Origin of the sequence: Steroidobacter agaridevorans, assembly GCF_009932555.1 — a bacterium.
Taxonomy (GTDB): Bacteria; Pseudomonadota; Gammaproteobacteria; order Steroidobacterales; family Steroidobacteraceae; genus Steroidobacter; species Steroidobacter agaridevorans.
The window spans coordinates 394,262-416,128 of sequence record NZ_BLJO01000005.1 but is presented as its reverse complement, the minus strand read 5'-3'; the positions used below and the strand labels follow the sequence as shown (position 1 = coordinate 416,128).

The following is a 21,867-nucleotide window of genomic DNA, read 5'->3' as shown; positions in this document are numbered from 1 at the left end:
GTCAACGCAGATACTTCAGCGCCTCGCGAGGCAGATCCACCGCGTCCTCATCGACGAAACACCAGGCCCAACGCTCATCCGGCTCGAACGACGCCACGATGGGATGCTGCGTCTGATGGAAGTGCTTGGTCGCGTGACGATTCGGCGAGCTGTCGCAACAGCCGACGTGACCGCAGGTCAGGCACAGGCGCAGATGCACCCATCGGCTGCCCGACTTCAGACATTCCTCACATCCTTCGGTCTTCGGCGGCAGCGGTTTGACCTGACCGATGTGTTCGCACGACATGCAACTTCTCCGAGTGAAGCGTCATAGATACTGCACAGAAGTGATCATGACAACTCACCTTGCCGCATGCAGTTGCGGCCGGCTCAGGATAAGGGCTCGTGACGAGCCGGGTCATGTATCCGTGTGCTAATAACTAGCGCCGCATGCAGTCGCGCGGACAATCAGCCCATGCGCCAGACGCCATCGCCGTTGCGGCAGGCGCGGCCTTCGGAAGTCTTGCTCTTCTTGCCCGACGTGGCCTTCAGCTTGAACTTGCGACAGTTCTTCGAATCGGCCATGCCGAGCGGCGTGAGCACGTAGTCGACGTGAGTGCGATCGTTCAGCCAATGCACGGGGCGGCCTGCCTCGACCAATTCGAGCGCGTGGCCAAAGCAGCCGCGATCGGCCTCGTCGAGCTCTTCGCCGATCTCACGACCGATCAAGCCGCCGAGCACGGTGCCGGCGATGATGGCCACGGTGCGGCCGGTGCCATCACCGATCTGCGAGCCGATCACACCGCCAGCGACTGCGCCGACGACAGTGCCGATCTCCTTGCGATGGCATGAGCCTTCACGCACGCCGTAGTCATATTCCCATTCGCGGCCCGTGTAGCCGATATAGCGAGGGTCGTGTTTCTTACGCCACCCGTGTGCCTTTGCATGGTCGGGCGGATCGCTCAACGCAGGCGTGCTGCTGAGGACGGACGCGCACAGGAGTGCAGCGAAAGCTGTCTTGAATAAACGGTTGAACATGGAGCGCCCTGGAGGCTGTAGGAGTCGTAGACCAGGGCGCCATGATATCAATCCCGTTCGGCGGAACGATGCTGTCGCCAAACGCCGAATCGAGCGGGGCGTTGAGAGGGCAATAGACCCTTCAAACTGTGATGCAGTTCACGATTGCGGGCCTTCCAGCAGCGTCTGCTGCATGCGCGCGATCTTCCAGGCGTTGCCTTCTTTGACCAGCGTGCAATCGATCAGGATGCGGAACTTTCGTTCGGCGCTCTTGATGTACTCGATCGAATAGCTCAACGCCGCGAGCTTCTGATCGGTGAAGGCGCGCTCGAGCTTCTCCTTTGCAAGCACCCAGCCCTGCTCGGCAAACCATTCGCGATGCCATTGCACGATGTTGTCGCGACCCTTCACCGTCTCGCCCCAGTAATAGACGATTTCTGGCTCGACCGAGCTGGACAGAAAGCCGGCCACCGCATCGACGTTCCTGGCCCGCGTGGCTTCGAACATTGCGCTGACCGGATGTGTCGCTGCCGTAGCAGCTTCGGCTGACGACTCAGCCAACCTGAAACCAACCGTGAAGAAGCCTTGATCCGCGGGGCCGCGCAGGCGGAAGCGTTGTTCGAGGAACTCACCGGCGTCGCCATACGAGCCGCCGCGCACGACGTGATATCCCGTCGTTGGGCACGATTCGCGTGCGTCACCGTCGACCGGCGCGCCGTTGTAGTTGTCGTGATAGCAATCGCGCTGCCATTCCCAAACATTGCCGCGCATGTCGTGCAGGCCATAGTTGTCCGGCGGGAAGCTGCCGATCGGCGCGGTTTGCATCCATTTGTCTTTGCCTTGCACCTTGCCGCCACAGCATTCGACTTTGCCGATGTTGGCGTTGTCGTGCGTGACAGCGCGAGCGCCGCTGAGAGTTGCTGTGCTCGCGATGTATTCCCACTCCGCTTCGGATGGCAGGCGATAGTTGCGGCCGGTCTTGCCGTTCAACCAGTCGATGTAGGCCTGCGCATCTTTCCAGCTGACGCAGACGACGGGGTGATTCTCCGGCTGAGCGAAGCCGGGGTTGGCCCAGTTGCGTTCTGGATCGATGTACCAATTCGTGCCTTCTTTATAGACATTGCATTTGCGCTCCGAGACGTAGCCGGTCGCGCGCGTGAAGGAGCGAAATTCGCCGAGCGTGACTTCGTGTTTCGCGACTTTGAAGGGCTGCTCGAATGTCACGGTGTGCGTCGGGCCGTCGATCTCGCCGTAGCCGCGATTCACGGTCTTGCCCATCTGGAAGGTGCCCGCGGGCACGGTGGCCATCGGCGGGCAAAGCGGGCAATCGTTGTTGCCATCAGCCTGTGCGACCTGCGTGGTCACGGCAAGGCAAATGATGGTTGCCCAAAGCCGAGCGTTGTTGTGTGTGCTCATTGGCGTCTCCCCTGGAATCGACGCCGATCTTAGGCACTGCGCCTGGCGACCCCCGGCGCGTTCTGGGAGCGCGTCGGTGACAGAAGCGCACCGGCGCATAAAAAAAGCCCCGCACGAGGCGGGGCTTCAGGTATCGAGAAACGTTGTGGTTGTTGTATCAGGCTTGCTTGCGACGGCGCGCCACGGCAGTGCCGAGCAGTCCGATGCCGAGCAGCGCAAGTGTGCCGGGCTCCGGCACATTCGTGTTCGGCGTGCGGCCGTAGAGCTGCACGTGCGACAGACCGCCGCCGCGTTTGCCGTCCGCGTCGATGAATTCCCAGAGGCCGCTGGAAACCAGCGGGTTCAGCAGATAGACGAACCATTCATCGGCCTGGTTGCCGGTGCCGAACTTGAGGCCGATCGCGATCTCGCTCCAGGCGTCCCACAGGCTGGCGTCCAGCGCGAACGTGCCGGTGTTGCCGTCCTGAGTGAAGGTTCCCGAACCGATGCCGATCAGTCCCGAGCCGGCGCCTTCACCGGTCAGGAAATCGTCCGTGCCCGGATTGCCGTTGATGTTGCCGACGCCAGCCCCCAGGCACGATGCCACCACCGAGGTGTCGACAAACGTGTGGTTCTTGTTGACTTCCTGACAGAGCAGCGGCGCCGCGCCCGCCGACTGCGTATACGTAAATGCCGAGAGCGCCAGCACGAATGCGCTCAGGCAGGTGGATCTGAAACTCATGGACTCTCCCCTGATGATAAGACAACGGGCTGACAAGCAATTGTCGTACCCGCGATGCAAACGGCTGATTTCTATGCAGCTGTCGGTACAGCTCGGAGCGGGGGTGTAAGATCGCCCGTCAGGGGTCGGGGCGCCGCGTAGGGAGGGGAGCTTAGGGGATTTGCTGGATGGACCCTAAACCCGCTTCAACAACCACAACGGCAGCAGCGCCCGATCGGCAAAGCCGAGACGAGCGTACAAAGCTCGCGCGCGAGCATTCGCTTCGTTGACGTGCAGGAACGGCACGATGCCGCGTTTCAATTGCTTCGCGACCAGCAGATTGATCAGACGCGCGGCGAGACCTCGGCCGGTGAAGTCGGGATGCGTGCAGACGGCGCTGATTTCTTCATAGCCATGCAGCTTCATGCGCTCGCCAGCCATCGCAGCGAATTGTCCCTCCTGCCGGATGCCGAAGTATTCGCCCATCTCCGGCGTGCGCCGGCGAAAGTAACCAGGGAACACCAGCGCGGTGAGGCCGAGCATGTCAGGGGTGTCGACGTCAGTCAGCGGTGTGATGCCTGTAGCGTCCTCGTCGGGTGAAGGGACGTCGTCGCGCCAGACCATCTGCACGATGTCGCCGGTGGCGAGGAGCTCCCAACCCTTGTCGAGCTTGGGAGTGACGCTGACGATGTTGACGATCTCACCCGGCGACACGAGCTCGGCGAGCGCGTCGGCTGCGGCGGCAGTCGGCTCAGGCACAGCGATGAAGGGCGCGACTTCCGCGGGATAACGTTTGGCGATCGGCCCGCCGATGGCAAAGTGAGCTTGCGCGGAGGTCAGGGCGGACCAGATGGGGTTATTCATTTCGGCGAGCGTCGTCATGGCGCAATTTTATCCTGGCTGACGTTCGTCGATGAGTGGGCCACGCGAATTGCACACCTGATGCAACGAACCGAAAGGACGAAGCTGACTTGGGCAGGAGCCCTGATGCAGCGGGCACAGGGACGTGCAGGAGCTGACTTGGGCAGGAGCCCTGATGCAGCGGGCACAGGGACGTGCAGGAGCTGCCGGGGAAGGCCGCGGACGGGCTAAGCTGTCGGTCACGAACGATAACATCAGAGGCCGTATATGCTGATTCGCAGTCGGATTGGAGCAAGGACGATCGTTGGCGCGCTCGCGCTGCTGGCTACGGTGAGCAGCGGCGCTGCCGATAAACCGCAATTCCTGAACTCGGAGCGCGCGCTGAAACTGGACCGGCCGTTCTCGGAAGCGGTGCGAGCCGGAGATTTCCTTTACCTCAGCGGCCAGATCGGCGAAGACCCCGCCAGCGCCAAACTGCCGCCGGGCGGCATCGTGCCGGAATCGCGTCAGACGCTGACGAACGTGAAGCATGTGCTCGAAGCCAACGGAGCGTCGCTGAGCGACGTGGTGAAGTGCACGGTGTTCCTCGCCGATATCGCGGAGTGGCCGGCGTTCAATACGGTCTATCGCGAGTTTTTCAAGAAGCCGTTTCCGGCGCGGAGTGCGTTAGCGGCGAGCGGCCTCGCAATGAATGCGCGAGTCGAGTTGGAGTGCATCGCTTACGTGCCGCAGAAAGAGACTCGCTGAGGTCGCAGCTTACCGGGCTGCGGCGGTGATGAGCCGCCGCAGCCGCGACATGACCCTACTTCTTCTGCCAGAACAGCGGCGCGAGCTGATGTTTGCCGGTCAGCTGCTCCGTGAGCGTGCCGCCTTCGTAGATGCGTCCGTTCTGAATCACGTACGCAATATCGTCCGTGACGCGGATGTCTTCGATCGGATTGCCATCGAGCACGAGTAGATCCGCGAGCTTGCCTGCTTCGATCGAGCCGAGATCCTTATCGAGGCCCATGTACTGCGCCGGCTGAATCGTTGCGGCTTGCAGCGCTTGCATGGGCGACATGCCGCCCGATACGAAGGTCCACATTTCCCAGTGCGAGCCCAGTCCTTCGCGCTGGCCGTGCGCGCCGATGTGTACGGACACGCCAAGCTCCATCAGCTTCTTCGCGTTCCCGGCCGAGTCGAGCGCCGGTTGATAGTCCGTCTTCGGCGCCATCTGACGGCGCACGGAGCGGGGCTGGACGATGTGTGGCGGCACGTACTTCGACAGCAACGGATGCGCCCAAACATCGGACTCCTGGTAGTACAGGAACTCTGCGCCCAGGCCGCCGAACGTCACGACCAGCGTCGGGGTGTAGCCCACGCCGGTTTTCGGCCAGAACTGCAGCACGTCGTCGTAGAAACGTTGCGGCGGATTGTTGTGCTCGAGGCCGGTGTTGCCGTCGGCGATGATGGTCATGTCCATCGGATACAGCGAGCCGCCTTCGGCGACCACCATCAGTCCGTTCTCGCGCGCGGCCGTTACAACCATCTGTCGTTGTTCGCGACGTGGCTGGTTGTAGTTCTTCACGGAGATCGCGCCTTGCGATTTCAGGCGTTGGATGTGATGACGCGCGTCGTCGATGTTGCCGATGTCGGCCAGACCTTCGGAGCGGGCGCCGTACACGACATCGCCGGTCGAGAAGATGCGCGGTGCGGGCACGAGACCGGCGCGCTGATACTCGGCAGCGGCGAAGATTTCGGTGGCGCTATTCGAAGGATCGTGAATGGTCGTGACGCCCAGCCCCAGGTGCGCAAGGGCCGACCAGTTCTGTTGAGGGATGAGGTCCTCGACGCCTTGCGGGCCGTGCGCGTGGATGTCGATCAGGCCGGGCATCACGGTCTTGCCTGCGAGATCCAATCGTTGCGCGTCGGCGGGGATTTGCACTGAGTTCGCGGCGCCGACGGCGGCAATGCGGTTGTTGCGAATGACGATCACGCCGTTATCGATGACTTGCTCGCCATTCATGGTGATGATGCGAGCGCCCGTGAGCGCCACGACGCCAGTGGGTTTGTCGGCGGCGCGTGAGCTGCTGAGGTCGGCGATGCGTTGGCCATACATTGGCGCCGGCTCGGCGCCGCTGCTGGCCGGCTTCGGGAACAGCGCGGACATTTCGCCTCGATATAGCGTTGGGCCGAGCGACCAGGTCAACGTGTCGCCGTCCGTCCAGTTCAAATAATCGCCACCGATTTCCGACGCGCGCACGACGCGCACCGCCTTCGTCTTGGGCGATAGATCCAACGTTCCGCCCGGCGGCATCGGTACCACGTAGACGTGGAAGTTCTCGCGGAACGCGATGTACTCGCCGCTCGGTGAGACTTCGATCTTGCTGGCGTAGTTCGAGCGCGCATGCACGCGACGATCCGTGCCTTGGGCATCGACACTGACCAGCTCATGCGCCGGCTCGTTTTCCTTCGCCGCATCTGCATCTTCCGTGTAGTAGATGCGATCGGACGAATCGATGAAGTGCGCATTGCGGCCTTTATCGGTGAGTTTCTGCAATTCGCCGCCGCCGGTCGGCACGCGATACAGGCCAGGCTCAGCGGACCAGTTTGGCGAGGTGAGATATCCGCCAGCCGCGCGCTGCACGACGATAGCATCGCCCTTCGGAGTGAAGCGCGGTTGATAGTAGTGACCGGGCTGCTTCGTCACGGCGCGCGACTTGCCGCCGCCGGCGCCGACGACTCGAATTTCACCGAGCGTCGCGTCGGTCCAGCGCACGAACACCAGGTTCTTGCCGTCGCGCGACCAGGAAGGAAACAGCTCGAACGCGTTGTCGGCATCGCTGGTGAGCTGACGCGCCGCGCCGCCGTTGACATCGCGAATCCACAGACGACCGAACGATTCATACACGACGCGCTGACCGTTCGGCGACACAGTCGCGAAGCGCACCATGCGTGCCTGCACCTGATCCGGCGCAACATCGACCTGGAAACGAGGCGGCGCGATCGAGGCGCGGGTGCCTGTGACATGAAATGGAATGTCACTCACGGCGAGGGACGCGATGTCCACGCGCTTGATGCCGCCGCCGGACCAGAATACGAGAGATTTGCTGTCGGGCATCCAATCCATGCGCGGATACAGGCCGTTCACGGCCCAGGTCTCTTGCATGTCACGATCGAGATCCGCGTAGATCAATTTGATTTCGCCGGAGCGCAGATCCTGCGTGTACAGCGCCGTCTGCAGCGCTTCCGGGGTGCGCAGGCGGCGAATGAAAGCAAGATAACGACCGTCAGGTGAGGGCGTCGGGCGCACCGAGCCGCCCGGGCCGCTGACTGCATCGGAGGTTTCGCCGCTTTCGAGATCGAGCCGCTTGATCGCGAACACCTCGCTGTTCACATCCTGCGCGTAAGCGAACCGATTGCCGGGCGTGACGTTCTGTGTGTAGTAGAGATACTGGCCGTCGGCCGAGAACGTCGGCTCACCGAGCTCCTTCTGAAATTCCTCGCTCTGGCGCTTCACCACCTGCACGCCATCGCCGCCGTCGAGGTTGTAGAACCAGATCTCGCCGGTGCCCAGCGAGCGGCGCGTCGTGAAATGTTTGCGCCCGGCCACGTAGCGGCCGTTGGGATGCCAGGCGGCGTCGTTCAACAGGCGGAAATCTTCTTTGGTGAGCTGGCGCGGCGCATTGCCGTTGCGATCCATCAGCCACAGGTTGTCGCCGCCGGCGCGGTCGGAGGTGAACAGGATGTTGTTGCCGTCGGGTGAGTAGCGCGGCTGCATGTCCCAAGCCAGGCCGGACGTGAGCGATCTGGCCTCGCCGCCGGCGATGGGCAGCTCGTAGATGTCGCCCAACAGATCGAACAACACGCGACTGCCATCGGGGCTCACGTCGACGCTCAGCCACGTGCCCGAACGCACATCGATCGGGATCTCGCGGCGCTCGCCGGGCGGGGCATTCACATCCCAGGTTTTCTGTTCTGCGCCATGCGCGGCGGCAGCGAGCGCGGCGAGCAGCGAGCCCAGCAGCAAGCGTGAACGAGGCATGATCATCCTTTCGCTGACGAAAACGGCAAGAGTAATACGAAACAGCGACTCGGGCATCCTGCCGGTTGTATGCAATCCCTATCCGCCGGATACTTCGCCACCGGCCCTCCCGTCGAGCTACCCCCGTGACTACCTTAGGAACTCCGCTCTCATCTTCGGCCACCCGCGTGATGATGCTCGGCTCGGGCGAGCTGGGTAAGGAAGTCGTGATCGAGCTGCAGCGCTTCGGCTGCGAAGTCATCGCGGTCGATCGTTATCCCAATGCGCCGGCCATGCAGGTGGCGCATCGCTCGCATGTGATCAACATGCTCGATCCGGCCGCGCTTCGCGCAGTCGTCGAGCGAGAGCGGCCGCACCTCATCGTGCCGGAGATCGAGGCGATCGCGACACCGGCGCTGATCGAGTTGGAGAAGGAAGGATTCACGGTGATCCCGACCGCGCGCGCCGCACGCCTCACGATGGATCGCGAAGGCATCCGCAGGCTGGCGGCCGAACAGCTGAAGATCCGTACGTCGCCGTATCGCTTTGCCGATACCGAAGAGGAATATCGACAGGCGGTGCGAGATATAGGCATGCCGTGCGTGGTGAAGCCGGTGATGAGCTCGTCCGGCAAGGGCCAGAGCACGGTGCGAACCGAGGCGGATATTCCGCACGCTTGGAAATATTCTCAGCAGGGCGGGCGTACCGGCGCGGGACGCATCATCGTCGAAGGCTTCGTCAAATTCGACTTCGAGATCACGCTGCTGACGGTACGTCACAACGGGCAGACCAGCTTCTGCGCGCCCATCGGTCATTTGCAGATCGCGGGCGACTATCGCGAGTCGTGGCAACCGCAGCCCATGAGCGATGCGGCGTTGAAGGAGTCGCAGCGCATTGCGCATGCCGTGACGGAGAATCTCGGCGGCAATGGCGTCTTCGGCATCGAGCTGTTCGTCGCGGGCGATGACATTTATTTCAGCGAAGTCTCGCCGCGTCCGCATGACACGGGACTCGTGACGTTGATCTCGCAGGACCTGTCCGAGTTCGCGCTGCATGCGCGGGCGATCTTAGGCCTGCCGATTCCTGTCATTCGCCAGAATGGGCCCGCTGCTTCCTGTGCATTGCTCGTGGAGGGCGAGTCGAACAACGTTCGCTTCGAGAATGTCGACCGCGCCCTGACTCAACCGGATACGGCGGTGCGTTTGTTCGGTAAACCGGAAGTGCATGGCCAGCGCCGCATGGGCGTATCGCTGGCGCTCGGCTCGAGCATCGACGAAGCGCGCGCGAAGGCGAGGGCGATGACCGAGGCGTTGTTGGAAGGCGTGCGGCTAGGTTAGCCCGAGAATCCAATCCATCGTCCCGACGCCGCCACCAGGAACCACACTGACATCGACGCCAGCGCCATCAGTTTCAAGGTGGCCGGCTTGAGCGTTGCGTGGTCGGCCCGAAGCAAGGGCTGCTTGAGGGTGAACACGAACAGAATTCCTACGGCCAGCGCAATCATCTTGGTCCAATAGAACGGGTTGTGATAACACTTCGTCGCCACCCCCGCGAGCATCGGGACGCCGGTCAGTAACAGGATCCACAGCCCGACTTTGAACCATCGATGCCCCTGCTCCGTCACCACGTTCGACGGCACATCTCGCATGATCACATTCAACAGTCGCAGATCCTGCGCCAGCACCGTACCGCCGAGCAGCGCCAGGCCCATCAGGTGAACTGCCTCGACAACGGCGAACGTCGCCGGCAGGTCTTTCATGAAGACGCCGAGGCTCGACGCTTCCAGCCATTCGAAGAATGAGAGCAACATGGGCGTTCCCCTGATCGGTTACTCGGCCGCCACGCAGCCGGCCGCCCAGTCGATGAAGGCGGGATTGTCACCACCGCAGTCGAACCAGTCATAGGCGATGAAGCGGCCCGTCATGATGACTCCGCACCACAACGCCAACGACAGCCCCGCTGCGATTCGGGCTCGACGCGGCGCGACCGCATCTGCATCCCACGAGCCTTTCGCCGCCAGCAAATAACCTCGGAACAGCCACGCGTTGATCGCCGCTGCGATCAGCAGGACGATCTTGATGCGAAACCAGAGGCTCTGCGTCGTGCGCACGGGAATCGCCGTGAACAGCAGGATGCCGGTAATGAACATGAGGGTGAAGCCGATCAGCATCGGCTTGTCGAGGCGCTCGGCGATTTTCGACGCCGGCACGTTCGCGAAGGCCAGGCCGAGCATGCGCAGGTCGACGATAGCGAGCATGCCGAAGCTGAGCATCAGCGTCATGACATGCGTCGTCTCGATCCAGTTGTACATGTAAAAGGATTCGTGCAGGCCGACGCTGAAAGAGCGCTCGCTCAGCCACGTAGCGAATTGCAATAACGCCGAATTCACGCGGTTGGTCCCCCCGATGACGATTTCATTCTAGACGGGGTGTCCGGCGCGGGCGGACAAGAAATATCAATGTCTGTCCGCGCCGGGTGAAGATGCACCGGCGGATCAGGGTCTTGCCGGAGCCGCGGCGGGCGGCGCATCGGTCTTCACCACTCGCGTCTTGAAGCGCCAGCCGTTCGGGGTTTTTACCAGAACGTCGGTGTACAGGCCGGTGCTCACGATCGACGGCGGCTTCGTGCCCACGTCGAGCAGCATCAGCATCACCGTGCCATTCGCGCCCTCCGCCGACGGCGTGATGCGCAGGTTCGTATTCCAGTGCCGGCGATTCGCGCCATTCATTTTCTCTCGCCACATCTTGATGAAACCGATGAGCCCTTCCTTGCCCGTGAAGCGCGTATTGAACGAGCCGTCCGGCGTGAATGTCGCGGCCCACGCGTCGGCGTCGCCGGAATCGATCGCGTGGTTGTAGGTCGCGTACAGCTGCTCGATGTCGATGTAGTCCTGTGTCGTGAGATCTGCGGCTTGCGCCGCCGATCCCGCAACAGCAAGCGCAACGACGGCCGTCGCGCGAGCGAAGAAACGAGCGAAGGTGTTCATGCGGTGTCCTTGTTGGTTGTAGTGAGTTCGATAGGTCAGCGTGCATGGTAGCGCACAGCTTGCGATTTGCAGGCGCCGCCGCCATATGTCTTGCACAGTGGAAACAAACACGGCATCGTCTTCACCATGAGCGCCTACGACACCCAGGCTCTGGACGAGCTGCGCCGCTGGCAACATGAGATGCAGCGAGCGCCCGGCCTATGGAATCGCGCGACCAGCGGCGTTCAGCGCAAGATCAACAGCTACATTCCCGAGAAGGTGCACGCCAGCGTCACCGCCGTCATCAAACAAATGACTCGCGCCGTGCTGGAAGGCTCGAATTTCACCGCGTCGGCGCCACTGCGCGAAGGCAGTCTGGAGGATCGCGAGACTCGCGTGCGTGCGACAGTAGATCGATACAGGAAAACGGCGGCGGTTGAAGGCGGCATCACAGGCGCCGGTGGCTTTCTGCTGGGCCTTGCCGACTTTCCGCTGCTTCTCAGCATCAAGCTGAAGATGCTGTTCGAGATCGCCGCGCTGTATGGCTTCTCCGGCGAGGACTATCGCGAGCGGTTGTATCTGCTCCACATCTTTCAGCTCGCATTCTCCAGCGATGCGCATCGCGCTGACGTGTATCGGAAGATGCAGCGCTGGCACGAGCAGAGCGCCACGCTGCCGGGCTCGATCGACGATTTCGACTGGCGCAGGTTTCAGCAGGAGTATCGCGACTACATCGATCTCGCGAAGCTCGCGCAGCTGTTGCCCGTCATCGGTGCGCCGGTGGGAGTGATCGTGAACAACAGCCTGCTGAAGAAACTGGGCATCACCGCGATGAACGCGTACCGGATGAGATGGTTCGAGCGGCCGGCGCTGATCGACGCCGGCCAGCCGTAGTCGCCGTTATCCGCCGTAGGCCAGCCGTAACGTCTCCAGGACGTCGGTGACCTGAACTATCCAATAAACGGCGGTGGCAAGAAGGATCGCGCCAGAAACCCCCAGCGCGATCTTTTCACGAGTGCTCGAGTCGGCAACCGTGCTCATGAATTACTTTTCGCTATCGTCCGAGCCGTCCTTCGGCGCGCCGGTGCCCGACGATCCCATGAACAGCTTGCGGCCATCCGGGAACGTCACGTCGCGGCCGTTGGCGCGGCACTTCGGTTTGCACAGCGCGTCCTTCGACTGATAACCGCGCACGACGATTTCCGTGCCGATCTTCAGCGAGTCCTTGGTGATACCGCGACGGAGCAGCGTATTCGGTGTGCCGCCCTCGACCATCCAGGCTTCAACCGTGCCGTCCGGCTTCTTGTTTTCGATGTGGATCCACGCGTGTGGATTGATCCACTCGATGCGCGTGACCGGGCCGCGAAGGTTGACCGGGCGGTTCGCGTCGAATTCGGCGGCGAATGCGTGGTGTGCGTAGGCGACGGCGCTGCCGAGCGCGGTGCTGATCACAGCAGCGGCGGCGGCGATGAGAAGTTTGGTGCGCATATTCCTTATCCTCCGAAAAACTAGCGACTGCGTTCGAGTTACTTCTTCGCCGGTGGCGGCGGCGCGCCTTCGGTGGCGGGCTTCTTGCGCAGATGGCCGTACATCAGCTCTTCGACGAACTCAACGCACTTGAACTGCATCAGCTGGGCGTTCGGCTCGACGCGGCGATACAGCGGCATCGCGATCTTCCACGGGCGCGTGAACGTCTCGGGGTCCTCGATGGTCGCTTCATACCACAGATGATCCGGGCCGCGCTGCGAGTAGCGCTCGGTGACCTTCAGCTTGTCGCTGTGATGATTGCCGGAACGATCGAACCAGGTCTGATCGTTGAAGCCGGTGACTTCGACGACCAGCGTGTCGCCGTCCCACTTGCCGACCGACTGGCCCATCCAGGAATCCGCCGGCGGCGGGCCCGGATCTTTCATGTAAATGTTCCGGACTGCCCCCGCATACTCATACGCGATGAACGTCTGCGAGTTGCTCTGGAAGATCTGGAACGGATACGGCATGTAAGTGGCGCGCGGCACGCCCGGCAGGTAGCACTTCACTTCCGGGTCCAGCTCGAGCCAGTTCTTCTGGTTTTCTTTCTTCTTGGCCAGCGCCGCCGGCGTGTACGGGATCGCGTCGCCATCGACGACGCCGAGGCCGGCGGGCACCGAGCCCACGGCGCCCAACGCCACGACTTGCGGAGCGGGCACCGGAACGAATTGACCGGGCACCATCGCCATCGCGGCGCGCGCGGCGTGCGGTTCGAGGTCGTAGTTGGCAGAGTTCATGGCCTGCCAGATGCCATTCAGGTCAGGCTTGCCGTCCTTGGTGCGCGGGCCCTTGGCGGGCTGGGCCGCGACGGCCGCGGAAGCAACGCAAACTGCCAGAGCCGTTGCGATGGCGCGCGACAATACACTCTTCATTTTCAGAATCCTCTACGGTCGGCTGCCGCTTTTATGTCGGCTGTTCCATTGATGAAGCATTTCAAGCAGTGGAGGATTTCCAGCTTTGGGAAGTCGTGAACACTACGCTTCCGTACCCCCGAGAATTGCGAGGGATAAAACAATGCGCGGCGGGGGCCTGTCAATGAATGACGTGTCAAGAAAAATCGGGGCCGAAGCCCGGCAAAAGTCGCGCCTTTTGCCGGGCGTGTCGAAAGGGCCTCGGCCGCTTTCGACAATCGAACAATTCCGCCCCGATCAAAGTGAAGAGATGTGAAGATTCCGCTGTGCGCGACGCGAATGCGCGCTCAACGCACGCTGAATGTATAGACCGTTTTGCTGTTGTACTCCTCACCCGGACGCAGCACCGTGCTCGGGAATTCCGGCTGGTTCGGCGAATCGGGGAAATGCTGAGTCTCCAGGCAGAAGCCGCTGTGCTTGGCGTACGGCTTGCCGGCTTTGGCGGCCAGCGTGTCGTCCAGAAAATTGCCGGTGTAGAACTGCACGCCCGGCTCGGTGGTATGCACTTCCATCACTCGCCTGGTGGTCGGCTCGGAAACGCGCGCCGCCAGCGTCAAAGCCTTCGGATCCTTTTTCTTCAGCACGAAGTTGTGGTCGATGCCCTTGCCGAACTTGATCTGCTCGTTATCGACATTGACCCGGTCCGCCAGCTTCACCTTGTTACGGAAGTCGAACGGCGTGTCGGTGACGGGCTCGATTTTGCCGGTCGGGATGAGTTGTTTATTTACCGGTGTATATCCGTCCGCATAGATCGTGAACTCGTGACCGAGCACGTCGCCGTTGCCGTCGCCGGCCAGATTGAAATAAGCGTGCTGCGTGAGATTCACGACGGTCGGCTTGTCGGTGGTCGCGTGATAGTCGAGCGACAGCTCGTTCTTGTCGGTGAGCGTATAGGTCACGCGCGTCTGCAAGTTGCCCGGGAAGCCTTCCTCGCCGTCCTTGCTGGTGTACGTGAAGATCACGCCCACCGAATCTTCCTTTTCGAACGGCTCGGCCTGCCACACGACCTTGTCGAACCCTTTCACACCGCCGTGCAAGGTGTTCGGGCCGTCGTTCTTCGGCAGCTTGAACGTCTGATCGTCGATCTTGAACTGGCCCTTGGCGATGCGATTGCCGTAGCGGCCGATGATGGCGCCGAAGTACGGCGGGTTCTTCACATAGTCGTCGAACGACTTCAGGCCGAGCGTCACATCGGTCGCCTTGCCGGTGCCGTCGGGCACGAGCAGCGCGGTGATGATGCCGCCGTAGTTGGTCGCGCGCACTTCCATGCCGTTCGCGTTCACCATGGTGAACAAGTCAACGGCAGTGCCATCGGGCATCGTGCCGAACGCGGCCTTGCTGATGGTGTTCTTGGATTTCTCTTCGGGCGTCGGTGGCGCCTTGGGCGGGGCCGGCGGCGGCTTGCTGCAGCCGAGCAGCGTGGCTGCCAGCAGCGCGCCGGCCAACCAACGAGACGTGGACCTCGAGAACTCATTCTTCATGTGTTATCCCCCGACGTTGACAGCAAAATACTACCCGACACGTTCTGGCGCGGCAGGACAAAGGGGAGACATTGCCGGAAGAGAGCCGGGAGCATCTTTGGCAGACGATCCCGCTGGAGGCGAACGTTTCCTTGTCCGGCCGGAGCGGGCGCGAGGTCCATGCCTCGCGCCCTCGGTTCGACTTATTTGTATTTGGCGAATTCTTCGCGAGTCAGTTCACCGTCCTTGTTGGTGTCCAGGCTCTTGAATGCCACGAACAGCGCGTCGTTGTTCGAGGCTTCCGTGAGGCTGATCTTGCCGTCGCCGTTCTTGTCCAGAGACTCGAAGCTGGGCTTGGCGTCGGCCGCCAGCGTGGCGGTGGCTGCCAGCAGGCCAAGGCTCGCCAGCAGCGCCGACGGGGTCATGCGAGAGAATCGGGTCATGATGCTTCCTTCGTAACCTAGTCTCTGGGGAAATCCGGCCGGAACGGCAAGGTTCCGCACGAGCGCGCATCTTACTCCTGCACTCCGTAACGGGGTAAATCCCGGCAGTAATCCGCATCTTTGGCCAGTTGTGTTAGTGCGTCGCCCACTCATAATAGGCCACTGTTAAATGGGTACGGCCAAGGAGCCTGTCCGGATGGCCGAAGCCGCCAAAATTTCAATTATTTCGGAGGCCCACCGCGAGCACATCGAGGAGCGCGTCCTGGCCGAGCAGGTCGCGCTGATGTGCCGTCTGACCACGTCGCCACTGACCGCCAGCGTGGTGATCGGCGCCATGATGGTCTGGCTGACCATGGAGGATTACGGCGCGGGCCCGGCCCTGGTCTGGTACATCGCGCTGTTGTTGGTATTGCTATTACGCTGGCGGATTGCCGCCACCTATCTGCGCAAGCCGCGCGGCCTGGCGGAGATCCATCGCTGGCGTCGGGCCATGCTGGCGGCCGCGGTTCTTGGCGGCGCGACCTGGTCCGTCGCTGGCTCGTTTCTCCTGCCGCACGATCCGACCCGGGAGATCGTGATGTCCGTGTTCTTCATCGGCTGTACGGCGGCGGGCATGGGTTCGCAGGCGCCGGTGCGCAAGGCTTACGCTTGTCTGCTGATCCCGTTCTGCCTGCCTTACATCGTCACGCAGTTGCTCCTGGGCGGGGATCGGTTGGCAGTCGCGCTCGCGTTCATGGTGTACATCCCCGTGGTGCTGGTGATCGCCAAGCGGCAGACCGACTCGATCGAACGTCAGATCCGACTCGCCATCGAGAACGAGTCGCTCGCCGAACAGCTGCGCCAGGAGCGCGATCGCGCCAATCAAGCCCGGCTCGATCTGGAAGTGCAGCTCGACGAACAGAAGCGCTCGACGCAGCGGATTCGTGAGCTCAATGTCGAGCTGGAGCGTCAGGCGCACGAGCTGCGCACGGCGAATAACGATCTGGAAGGATTTTCATACTCGGTGTCGCACGATCTGCGCGCGCCGTTGCGGGCGATCGACGGGTTCTCGCAATTGCTGGTGGACGACAAGACGAAGGCCATCAGCGACGAAACGCGCCATCATCTGCAACGCATTCGCGCCAACGTTGCGCACATGGCGTCGCTGATCGACGATCTGCTCGAGTTCGCGCGTTGCGGCCGTCAATCGTTGGAGTTCGGCCGCCTCGACATGGCGACGCTTGCAGGATATGCAGCGGAACAGGCGCGCAGCACGCGATTGAATGAAGCCGTAATGCCGACCATCGAGATCGGCGAGTTGCCGGCGGCGCGCGGCGATGAAGGTTTGATCCGGCAAGTGTGGGTGAATCTGCTCGACAATGCGGTGAAGTACACGAGCAAGGTCGAGAGTCCGCGCATCGTCGTGTCGGGATACGAGGAGAGCGAACGCTTGGTTTATGAGATACGCGATAACGGCGTCGGCTTCGACAGCGCCTTCAGCTCGAACTTGTTCGGTGTATTCCGCCGGCTGCACGGCGCGCGTGAATATCCAGGCTCGGGTGTGGGCCTCGCCATCGTGCAACGGATCGTCACGCGTCACGGCGGCGAAGTGTGGGCCAAAGCCGAGCCCAACAAAGGCGCAACGTTCAGTTTCTCGCTGCCCAAGCCGGTGCTGCGGGCGGTGGGATGAGTGAGGTCGAGAGTATGAATGCCGAATTCATCGAGCGCATCGAATTGAAGATCGCTTATCTGGAGCGCGCCAATAACGATCTGAGCGAAGTCGTCTATCGCCAGCAACAGGAGATCGATGCGCTGCGCGCCGAGCTGGCCGCGTTGAACGGCAAAATGGAAGCCACCATGACCGAGCAGACGGTGTATACGCTGGAGCAGGAGAAGCCGCCGCATTATTGAGCATGGGGCAGGATTTCAGGGTTACCCCCTCATAGCTGGCAACGGCGTGCCCATGAGCCGCCACAACTCTAATCGGGGGATACATGCTGCGTGCAATCATCGCATCGCTGCTGGCCGTGGCGTCGGCCGGCGCGCTGGCTCAGACGAATCCAACCAGCACCGACCAGACGCGCCAGGAATTCAACATCGCCGCTCAGCCGCTGTCGCAAGCGTTGCGTGAATATGCGCAACAGAGCGGCGATCAAGTCGTGTTTTATTCCGAGATCGGCAAGGGCCGTGAAGCGCCCGCGTTGAGCGGCTCGTATACACGCCAGGAAGCTTTGCAGCGCCTGCTCGAGAACACCGGCCTGAAATATCGGCGCGTCAACGCCAAGACCATCGCAATCAGCACCGACGCGCCCGCACGACCCGAAGCTTCCATGCAACGGACGTCGATGGCCGCACCGATGCGCCTCGCCCAAGCGACGGAGCCAGCGCCGGCGCCGTTGCCTCAAACGCAAGAACAAGGCGGTGGAGGCGAGCAAGCGCCGGCAGATTCGTTATTCGGCGTGGAAGAGGTGATCGTCACGGGTACTGCCGTCGCCGAGCGCACCAAGTTCGATTCGAGCGTCGCGATCTCCACGTTCAACGCCGAAGACATCGCTCAGCAAGCACCGTCCAGCTCGGCTGATTTGATCTCGGCGGTGCCGGGCTTCTGGGTCGAATCGACGGCCGGCACGACTCAGGGCAACGTGTTTGCTCGCGGCATCATTCAAGACGGCGGCTATCGCTACGTCGGTTTGATGGAAGACGGCATTCCGATCTATCCGGTCTTCGAGCTGTCGTTCTACAACCCCGATCAATTCGTCCGTGTCGACGACACCATCGAGCGTGTCGAAGCGCTTCGCGGCGGCACGGCGCCGATCTTCACTGCCGGCGCGGTCGGCGGAACGGTGAACTTCGTGACGCAAACAGCGAAAGACTCCGCACGCGGCTCGGTGAAGCTTGGCTTCAGCGATTACGGCATGTATCGCGGCGATGTCGCGTGGAGTGCACCGCTCGGCGACGACTGGGGCATCGCACTCGGCGGTTATTATCGAACGTCGGACGGCGTTCGCGATCCAGGTTACACGGCAGATGAAGGCGGACAGTTCCGCGTCAAGCTCGATCGCAGCTTCGACAACGGCAGCATCGAGTTCTTCGGCAAGTACATCGACGATCGTTCGTTGTTTGTCGTGCCGATTCCGTTGACCGGCGATCCTTCCGATCCGCGCGGTGTGAACGGCGCCGACGCGGGCACTTATTCCCTGCACAGCGAAGATCTGGCTCGCGCGGGCTTGCCCGTCACTGCGGCAGAAGTCGGTCTGCGTGGCTCGAATCTCGAAGACGGCATTCATCCGCAGCTCGCCACGATCGGCGGCAAGCTCAACTGGCAATTCAACGACACGGTCTCCGTGACCAATCTGTTGCGTTACACCGATGGCGAAGTGCGCTTCGACGGCATCTTCCCCGGCGACCCGCCCGAGACAGGTGCGGTCTTCGCGGCCGATCTCGGCGTGGCTGCGAATTACACTGTGCTATCGACAGGCGCGCCGTACGCAGCGAATCAGCTGGTGCAGAATCACGGTCACTGGGTCGTGAACAAGGAATTCGACGCGATCCAGGACGATCTGCGCCTCAACTTGAATTTCGACACCCACGCGGTGACGTTCGGCTTGTATGTCGCCGATTACTCGATGCAGGACGCGTGGAGTCTCGGCAATTCCATCCTCATGGACGTGAGCGACCAGCCTCGCCGGCTCGCGCTGCCTGGCGTGACCGACGCGAACGGCTTCACGAAGTACTCGACGTTCAACCTGCTCACCGACTACGACGCGATGGCGTATTCGCTGTACGCGGCCGATGAGTGGCAGGTCACGGATGCGCTGCGTTTCGATTTCGGCGTTCGCTACGACACGCAGGATATCGAAGGCACGGTTCGCGCGGGCTCGCAGGAAGTGGCTCCCGGCGTGCCCACCGATCTCGACGGCAATCCGGCAACGACCTACGACCGCGGCGTTTCTTTGATCGGCGCGAATCGCAGCACCGTCGATGAGGATTTCGACAACACCGGCTTCTCCATCGGCTTCAACTACGAGTTCACGCCTCGGCACGGGATGTTCGGTCACTACACCGATTCGGCCAAGCTGCCGCACTTCGACGATGTGCGTAACGGTGTGCTGCAGAAGGATCAGGTGACGAACATCGAGCTGGGTTACAAGGCGTCGCTGGAGACGCTGGTGGTGTTCGCGACCTTGTTCCAGACCGAGTTCGACAACGTGCCGTTCCAGGACATTCTTGCCAACGGCCAGACCATCGTGCGTCGGGCGGAAACACGCACGCGCGGCGTCGAGCTCGAAGGCGAGTTCCAGCCCAGCGACGCGCTGGGCATTCGCTTCAGCATCACTCAGCAGGATCCGACCTACGAAGGATTCACGGGCTCGGCGGCGGGCAACACCGGCAACGTGATTCGTCGCATTCCGAAGACCATGGCGCGAATCACGCCGACGTATACATTCATGGACGGCGCGGCGCGCGCGTACTTCACGTATACGTACGCGGGCAAGCGTTTCGCGAACGACGAGAACAGCATCGAGCTGCCCAAGTACACCAAGCTCGACGCCGGTGTGATGTTCGATGTCGGCGCCAATTGGACCTTCCAGGTGACCGGCGACAACCTCACCGACGAGATCGGCTTGACCGAAGGCAATCCCCGCACCGATGTGGGTTCGGGCGGGATCGGCAACATTTATATGGTGCGCCCGTTGTTCGGCCGCTCGTTCATGGGCTCGGTGACGTACCGCTGGCCCTGACGATGAATTGCGATTCCTGCGCCTTGCAGTGTCCGCCGTCCCGGTTGACACTGCGAGGCATGCTTCAACGAGTTCTGAGAGTCGCCTGCATGGGTCTTTGGTTGGCTGGCGCGGCGGTCGCGTCGGCGCAGGAGGCCGTGCCCACGCCGGCTGATATTTATGGCGAGCTGTTCAAAGACGTGCAGCTCGAGGCCGTGTTCCCCGACAGCAAGGCGTTCACCGACGCGCTGCCCAATCGGCCGCCCGAGCAGATCCTGAGCGAATATCGCCAGCTCAAGGGTCAACCCGGCTTCGACTTGAAGAAGTTCGTCGCCGAGCGCTTCGCACCGCCGCCAAATGTCGCTTCCGATTTCCACACTGTCGCCGGGCAGGACGTTCGTCAGCACATCGACGCGCTATGGAAAGTGCTCGAGCGCAAGCCCGAGGACCAGCGCGAGTACACGTCGCGTATAGCACTGCCGTATCGCTACATCGTGCCGGGCGGGCGCTTCAACGAGATCTATTACTGGGACTCGTACTTCACCATGCAGGGCCTGGAGGAAAGCGGCCGCCACGACCTGACCCTGGACATGATCGCCAACTTCGGCTGGCTGATCGACCAGTTCGGCCACATCCCCAACGGCAATCGCAGCTATTTCCTCAGCCGCTCCCAGCCGCCGTTCTTCGCCGCGATGATCGAGCTGGCGGCCGATGAAGAAGGCGAGGCGATCTACAAGAAATATCTGCCGCAGCTGATTCGCGAATACCAGTTCTGGATGGACGGCTCCGAATCGCTCAAGCCCGGCTCCGCGCACCGCCGCGTCGTGAAGCTGCCGAATGGCACGTTGCTGAATCGTTACTACGACGATCGCAACGTGCCGCGCGAGGAAGCTTTCAAAGAAGACGTTGCGACGGCGAAGCAGGCCGGGTCGCCTGAGATCTATCGGAACTTGCGCGCTGCTGCGGAGAGTGGCTGGGATTTCAGCTCACGCTGGTTCGCGGGCAAGGAACTCGCGACCATCCACACCACGGATTTGATCCCGCCGGATCTGAACAGCCTGCTGTATCAATTGGAGCGGACGATCGCCAGAGGTTGCGAAGTGACCGCCGACCCGGCGTGTGCCGCCGACATGAAGGCCAAAGCCGCGACCCGGCAGGCGGCAATGACGAAATATTTGTGGAACGCCAAGGTGGGCGCCTTCACCGACTATGACTGGCGAGCCAAGCGGCTCAACTCACAGGTGACTGCAGCGACGGTGTATCCGCTGTACTTCAACGTCGCCAGCAAGGACCAAGCTAAGTTGATTGCGGCCACTGTGCGTACGAGCCTGCTGAAACCTCATGGCGTGGCCACGACGACTATCACTACGGGCGAACAGTGGGATGCACCCAATGGCTGGGCGCCGCTGCAATGGTTGGCTATTAAAGGATTGCAGAATTACGGCGAGGATCAGCTCGCGGCGACTATCGCTCAGCGCTGGGTTGGCACGAACCTTCAGGTGTTCAAGGCGACTGGCAAGCTCGTCGAGAAGTACGACGTCGTTTCGGATAAAGCCGGTGGGGGCGGGGAGTATCCGTTGCAGGATGGCTTCGGGTGGACCAACGGCGTGTTGAGGAAGTTGTTGGCGATGTATCCGAAGTTGGCGGAGTAAGGAATTTAAGAGGGACCTCACTGGCTCGCGGCGGTTCTGGATAGATAAGAAGCTGAGACGTCGGTGGTTCGCGGCGGCTGCCGGGGCGGCTCTCGAATGACGGCGGTCGCCGAGTCACTGTGGTTGCGAACTTCCCGAGAGTCCCCCCGACATCCACCGCCCGAAATTCCGGCCGCAACGTCACCAGAGCGGCCGCGCATGGCGCGGCCGCAACTGCCGTCACGACATCGCGC

General features: G+C 62.0%; 21 protein-coding genes. 7 read left to right on the top strand and 14 right to left on the bottom strand.

Annotated features, from left to right (window positions below; all coding sequences use genetic code 11):
- Position 1: 1 nt before the first annotated feature.
- The 5 genes from GYH35_RS19955 to GYH35_RS19935 form a co-directional block, all read right to left on the bottom strand.
- Complete coding sequence (locus GYH35_RS19955) at positions 2 to 286, bottom strand: ubiquitin carboxyl-terminal hydrolase 14 (protein WP_161829308.1); 285 nt, start codon at positions 284 to 286, stop codon at positions 2 to 4.
- A 161-nt stretch (positions 287 to 447) separates the two neighbouring features.
- On the bottom strand, positions 448 to 1,017 hold the full coding sequence (locus GYH35_RS19950; protein ID WP_161812785.1) for a glycine zipper 2TM domain-containing protein: 570 nt from the start codon (positions 1,015 to 1,017) through the stop codon (positions 448 to 450).
- 138 nt (positions 1,018 to 1,155) lie between these two features.
- On the bottom strand, positions 1,156 to 2,412 hold the full coding sequence (locus GYH35_RS19945) for a formylglycine-generating enzyme family protein (protein ID WP_161829307.1): 1,257 nt from the start codon (positions 2,410 to 2,412) through the stop codon (positions 1,156 to 1,158).
- A 157-nt stretch (positions 2,413 to 2,569) separates the two neighbouring features.
- Positions 2,570 to 3,133 (bottom strand): PEP-CTERM sorting domain-containing protein, encoded by a 564-nt coding sequence (locus GYH35_RS19940; RefSeq protein ID WP_202624438.1) that lies wholly within the window; start codon positions 3,131 to 3,133, stop codon positions 2,570 to 2,572.
- 174 nt (positions 3,134 to 3,307) lie between these two features.
- Positions 3,308 to 3,994, bottom strand: a complete 687-nt coding sequence (locus GYH35_RS19935; protein WP_202624437.1) for a GNAT family N-acetyltransferase — start codon at positions 3,992 to 3,994, stop codon at positions 3,308 to 3,310.
- 246 nt (positions 3,995 to 4,240) lie between these two features.
- On the opposite strand from GYH35_RS19935, the gene GYH35_RS19930 reads away from it, so the two are divergent.
- Positions 4,241 to 4,720 carry a RidA family protein gene (locus GYH35_RS19930; RefSeq protein ID WP_161829306.1) on the top strand — a complete coding sequence of 160 codons (480 nt, stop codon included), beginning with the start codon at positions 4,241 to 4,243 and terminating at the stop codon, positions 4,718 to 4,720.
- Between the two features lie 55 nt (positions 4,721 to 4,775).
- On the opposite strand, the gene GYH35_RS19925 is transcribed toward GYH35_RS19930, so the two are convergent.
- Entirely contained in the window at positions 4,776 to 7,997 is a 3,222-nt protein-coding gene (locus tag GYH35_RS19925) for an amidohydrolase family protein (protein WP_161829305.1), read from the bottom strand.
- Positions 7,998 to 8,122: 125 nt separating this feature from the next.
- Here GYH35_RS19925 and purT point away from each other — a divergent pair, with 125 nt between their 5' ends.
- Positions 8,123 to 9,313, top strand: coding sequence for a formate-dependent phosphoribosylglycinamide formyltransferase (gene purT, locus GYH35_RS19920; protein WP_161812789.1), 1,191 nt, complete (start codon positions 8,123 to 8,125; stop codon positions 9,311 to 9,313).
- On the opposite strand, the gene GYH35_RS19915 is transcribed toward purT, so the two are convergent.
- From GYH35_RS19915 to GYH35_RS19905, 3 genes are all read right to left on the bottom strand, one after another.
- Positions 9,310 to 9,786: a DUF6644 family protein gene (locus GYH35_RS19915; protein ID WP_161812790.1), complete on the bottom strand. Its 477-nt coding sequence runs from the start codon at positions 9,784 to 9,786 to the stop codon at positions 9,310 to 9,312. The genes purT and GYH35_RS19915 overlap by 4 nt on opposite strands.
- Positions 9,787 to 9,804: 18 nt before the next feature.
- Positions 9,805 to 10,365 (bottom strand): DUF6644 family protein, encoded by a 561-nt coding sequence (locus GYH35_RS19910; protein WP_161812791.1) that lies wholly within the window; start codon positions 10,363 to 10,365, stop codon positions 9,805 to 9,807.
- A 105-nt stretch (positions 10,366 to 10,470) separates the two neighbouring features.
- Entirely contained in the window at positions 10,471 to 10,962 is a 492-nt protein-coding gene (locus GYH35_RS19905; RefSeq protein ID WP_161812792.1) for a nuclear transport factor 2 family protein, read from the bottom strand.
- A gap of 126 nt (positions 10,963 to 11,088) precedes the next feature.
- Between GYH35_RS19905 and GYH35_RS19900 the strand changes: the two genes are divergently transcribed.
- On the top strand, positions 11,089 to 11,835 hold the full coding sequence (locus GYH35_RS19900; protein ID WP_161829304.1) for an EcsC family protein: 747 nt from the start codon (positions 11,089 to 11,091) through the stop codon (positions 11,833 to 11,835).
- 6 nt (positions 11,836 to 11,841) lie between these two features.
- Here the strand turns inward: GYH35_RS19900 and GYH35_RS19895 are convergent, their stop codons facing one another.
- From GYH35_RS19895 to GYH35_RS19875, 5 genes are all read right to left on the bottom strand, one after another.
- The gene (locus GYH35_RS19895; protein WP_161812794.1) at positions 11,842 to 11,982 is read right to left on the bottom strand and encodes a hypothetical protein; all 141 of its coding nucleotides are present in this window, start codon (positions 11,980 to 11,982) and stop codon (positions 11,842 to 11,844) included.
- A gap of 3 nt (positions 11,983 to 11,985) precedes the next feature.
- The gene (locus GYH35_RS19890; protein WP_161812795.1) at positions 11,986 to 12,429 is read right to left on the bottom strand and encodes a DUF6152 family protein; all 444 of its coding nucleotides are present in this window, start codon (positions 12,427 to 12,429) and stop codon (positions 11,986 to 11,988) included.
- Between the two features lie 38 nt (positions 12,430 to 12,467).
- A complete protein-coding gene (locus tag GYH35_RS19885; protein ID WP_161829303.1) occupies positions 12,468 to 13,340 on the bottom strand; it encodes a hypothetical protein in 873 nt (290 codons plus the stop codon).
- Between the two features lie 326 nt (positions 13,341 to 13,666).
- Entirely contained in the window at positions 13,667 to 14,860 is a 1,194-nt protein-coding gene (locus GYH35_RS19880) for an aldose epimerase family protein (protein WP_202624436.1), read from the bottom strand.
- 182 nt (positions 14,861 to 15,042) lie between these two features.
- The gene (locus GYH35_RS19875) at positions 15,043 to 15,282 is read right to left on the bottom strand and encodes an EF-hand domain-containing protein (protein WP_161812797.1); all 240 of its coding nucleotides are present in this window, start codon (positions 15,280 to 15,282) and stop codon (positions 15,043 to 15,045) included.
- A 196-nt stretch (positions 15,283 to 15,478) separates the two neighbouring features.
- Between GYH35_RS19875 and GYH35_RS19870 the strand changes: the two genes are divergently transcribed.
- The 4 genes from GYH35_RS19870 to treA all read left to right on the top strand — a co-directional run bounded on the left by GYH35_RS19870 (position 15,479) and on the right by treA (position 21,634).
- The gene (locus tag GYH35_RS19870; RefSeq protein WP_161829302.1) at positions 15,479 to 16,951 is read left to right on the top strand and encodes a sensor histidine kinase; all 1,473 of its coding nucleotides are present in this window, start codon (positions 15,479 to 15,481) and stop codon (positions 16,949 to 16,951) included.
- Positions 16,952 to 16,965: 14 nt separating this feature from the next.
- Positions 16,966 to 17,172, top strand: a complete 207-nt coding sequence (locus tag GYH35_RS19865; RefSeq protein WP_161812799.1) for a SlyX family protein — start codon at positions 16,966 to 16,968, stop codon at positions 17,170 to 17,172.
- Positions 17,173 to 17,255: 83 nt separating this feature from the next.
- Positions 17,256 to 20,003, top strand: a complete 2,748-nt coding sequence (locus GYH35_RS19860) for a TonB-dependent receptor domain-containing protein (protein ID WP_161829301.1) — start codon at positions 17,256 to 17,258, stop codon at positions 20,001 to 20,003.
- Positions 20,004 to 20,062: 59 nt separating this feature from the next.
- Positions 20,063 to 21,634: an alpha,alpha-trehalase TreA gene (gene treA / locus GYH35_RS19855; protein WP_161829300.1), complete on the top strand. Its 1,572-nt coding sequence runs from the start codon at positions 20,063 to 20,065 to the stop codon at positions 21,632 to 21,634.
- Positions 21,635 to 21,867: the final 233 nt, after the last annotated feature.